General features: G+C 46.9%; 3 protein-coding genes. All 3 read left to right on the forward strand.

Annotated elements, in window-relative coordinates; translation table 11 throughout:
- The coding region (locus PHU49_16815; protein ID MDD5245671.1) for a response regulator transcription factor at positions 1 to 565 on the forward strand (565 nt) is incomplete at its 5' end.
- Positions 552 to 1,955 carry a heavy metal sensor histidine kinase gene (locus tag PHU49_16820; protein ID MDD5245672.1) on the forward strand — a complete coding sequence of 468 codons (1,404 nt, stop codon included), beginning with the start codon at positions 552 to 554 and terminating at the stop codon, positions 1,953 to 1,955. The genes PHU49_16815 and PHU49_16820, both read left to right, overlap by 14 nt.
- A gap of 14 nt (positions 1,956 to 1,969) precedes the next feature.
- Positions 1,970 to 2,720 (forward strand): trypsin-like peptidase domain-containing protein (locus PHU49_16825; protein MDD5245673.1); only part of this gene is annotated, 751 nt, incomplete at its 3' end.

Consider the following 2,720-nt stretch of genomic DNA (forward strand, 5'->3'; position numbering starts at 1 on the left):
TGTCGGTGCCTCTGCGTACGATATCGTCCTTCTTGACCTCATGATCCCCGAGATAGACGGGCTCGAACTCCTGAAAAGAATGCGGGCAACAGGCATAGATACGCCGGTCCTCATCATCACGGCAAAAAGCTCAAAAGAGGATGTTGTGAAGGGTCTTGATACCGGCAGCGATGATTATCTGACAAAACCCTTTTCATTTGATGAACTCCTGGCGCGTATAAGGGCCCTCCTACGGAGAAGCCGGAAGGCAGAACAGCTTCTCCTTGAATACAGGGATATTGCGTTGAACCCTTATACAAGAAAGCTGAATATAGGCTCAAAAGAGGCTGAATTGACGGAAAAGGAATTTCTGATCATGGAGTATCTCTTAAAAAACAGTGAAAAACCGTTAACGAGAAAAGAGATCGCAGAATACGTATGGCAGAATCAGGATGACTCATCAAACATCGTAGATGTTTATGTGAATTTCTTACGCAAAAAGATTGAATCTATCTCTGAAAAGAAATATATCCATACGGTACGGGGCATCGGTTACACGTTTAAAGAAGACAATGAAAAAAATTAATCTCCCCATCAAATGGAAGCTGACAATATGGTATGGCGGGATCCTCGCCCTGATCCTCGTTGTGTTTTCAAGCGGAGTCTATATCTATTTCAGGAACAGCCTCGAGAGGAGTATCGACGCAAAGATCAAATCCATCGGAGATGTCCTTTCCTCTTCCTTGACCGAAACACACAACCGGACAATCTTCGGCAATTTCGAGAGGTATCTCGAGAATGTGCTCGGCAGAAAGCCGAAGGGTAAGTTTATCCAGATCATCGACTCGTCCGGCAGGATCGGTGCAAAAATGAATGATATAGAAACAGAAACTGTGCCAACGAGTTTCAGTACCCTGGAGCGGGCCCTCAGGGGCGAAGTTGTATATGAAACAATCGAGACAGCGCGTCCGCGGTTAAGGATGGTAACAATTCCGATTATTGTGGGAAAACAAAAGGTGACAAGCATCATCCAGATCGGTACGTCGCTGGAAGAATTCGATGAGACGATGAGAAAGCTCTTTATCATCATGATAATCAGTATTCCCACGTCGATCGGCGTGACTATCGCTACAGGCTATTTTATGGCAAAAAAGACACTAAAACCCGTTGATCAGATAAGAAAGGCAGCGGTCAAGATATCTTCGAGCAACCTCGACGAGCGAATCGATATAAGGGGAAGAAAAGACGAACTGGGTAAGCTCGCAGAGACATTCAACGCAATGATCAGCAGGCTCAAGGATGCCTTCCAGAGGATCAACCAGTTTAGTATCGATGTGTCGCATGAGCTCAAGACGCCCCTTACGATCCTGAAAGGTGAGACAGAGGTTGCGTTACGGAAAGAAAGGGACACGGGCGACTATAAAAAACTTCTTGCGAGCAACCTTGAGGAGATCGACAGGATGTCGAGGATCATCGATGACCTGCTCTTACTGTCGAAGGCAGAGACACATGATATAAGACTGAACCTCGAAGACATCTCACTCAGGGACCTTGTCGCAGATGTGTGTGTGAACATGAGGATCTTCGCGGAGAACAAAGGGATCCAGCTCGTTGTAAATGAACTGGAAGACGTAAGGGTGCGGGGTGATGAATTGAAGCTGCGGAGGATGCTCTGGAATATCCTGGAGAATGGGATTAAATATACACAGAAAGGTGGTCTGGTAACAGTATCTTCTCATGTGAATAACGGATATGTTGCAATACGCGTGAAGGACAACGGAACCGGTATCTCCCAAGAAGATATAAGATATATATTTGACAGGTTCTACAGGGCAGACCGGTCGAGAAAACGTGAGAGCGGAAGCGGTCTCGGTCTTTCTATCAGCAAGTGGATCGCCGAGGCTCATAACGGGAACATAGAGGTGCAGAGTCAACTTTCTCACGGCAGTCTGTTTTCCGTCAAATTGCCCATTTAAACCGGAGGAAATCGATGAAAAACAAGAATTGGTTCTTAATTATTATACTTCTGATTGCGGCCGTCCCTGTATTTATGTTCGTCAAGGGACAGGTTGTCCCCGAGAGGGTTACCTTTGATGCCAACAGGCCAAGCATCAAAACAGTGGCATTCGATAAAGGTCTGCCGAGTTTCAGCGAACTCGTCAACCGCGTGAAGCCATCGATAGTCAATATAAGCACAACAACTGTCATCAAGGGTTCAAGCATGCAGGACAGGTTCATGGGGCCGGGACAGGCTAACCCCTTTAAGGACTTTTTCGGTGACGAGTTTTTTGATAAATTTTTTGGGAATTCACCCAGACGGGAGTTCAAACAGAGGAGCCTTGGATCAGGTTTGATCATTGACAGGGAAGGATATATCCTTACCAATAACCACGTCGTAGAAAAGGCCCAGACCATCAAGGTAAAGTTATCCGATGAAAAGGAATATGATGCTGCCATTGTTGGAAGAGACCCGAAGACTGATATAGCGCTCATTAAAATCAACGCGAAACAACCGCTGCCGGCGGCGACATTTGGTGATTCCGACAGGCTTGTAGTGGGAGACTGGGTTGTTGCCATAGGAAACCCCTTTGGGCTGGAACATACCGTCACGGCCGGCATAGTCAGCGCAAAAGGAAGGGTAATAGGCGCCGGACCATATGACGATTTTATCCAGACTGATGCCTCGATCAACCCCGGCAACAGCGGGGGACCGCTTCTCAATCTGAAAGGCGAGGTTGTCG

The sequence above is a fragment of the Syntrophorhabdaceae bacterium genome, from assembly GCA_028713955.1.
In the GTDB taxonomy this organism is placed as follows: Bacteria; Desulfobacterota; Syntrophorhabdia; order Syntrophorhabdales; family Syntrophorhabdaceae; genus UBA5609.

Excerpts from the sequence above, each read along its gene's own strand:
- PHU49_16820 (MDD5245672.1), top strand. The coding sequence starts at position 552 with ATGAAAAAAATTAATCTCCCCATCAAATGGAAGCTGACAATATGGTAT.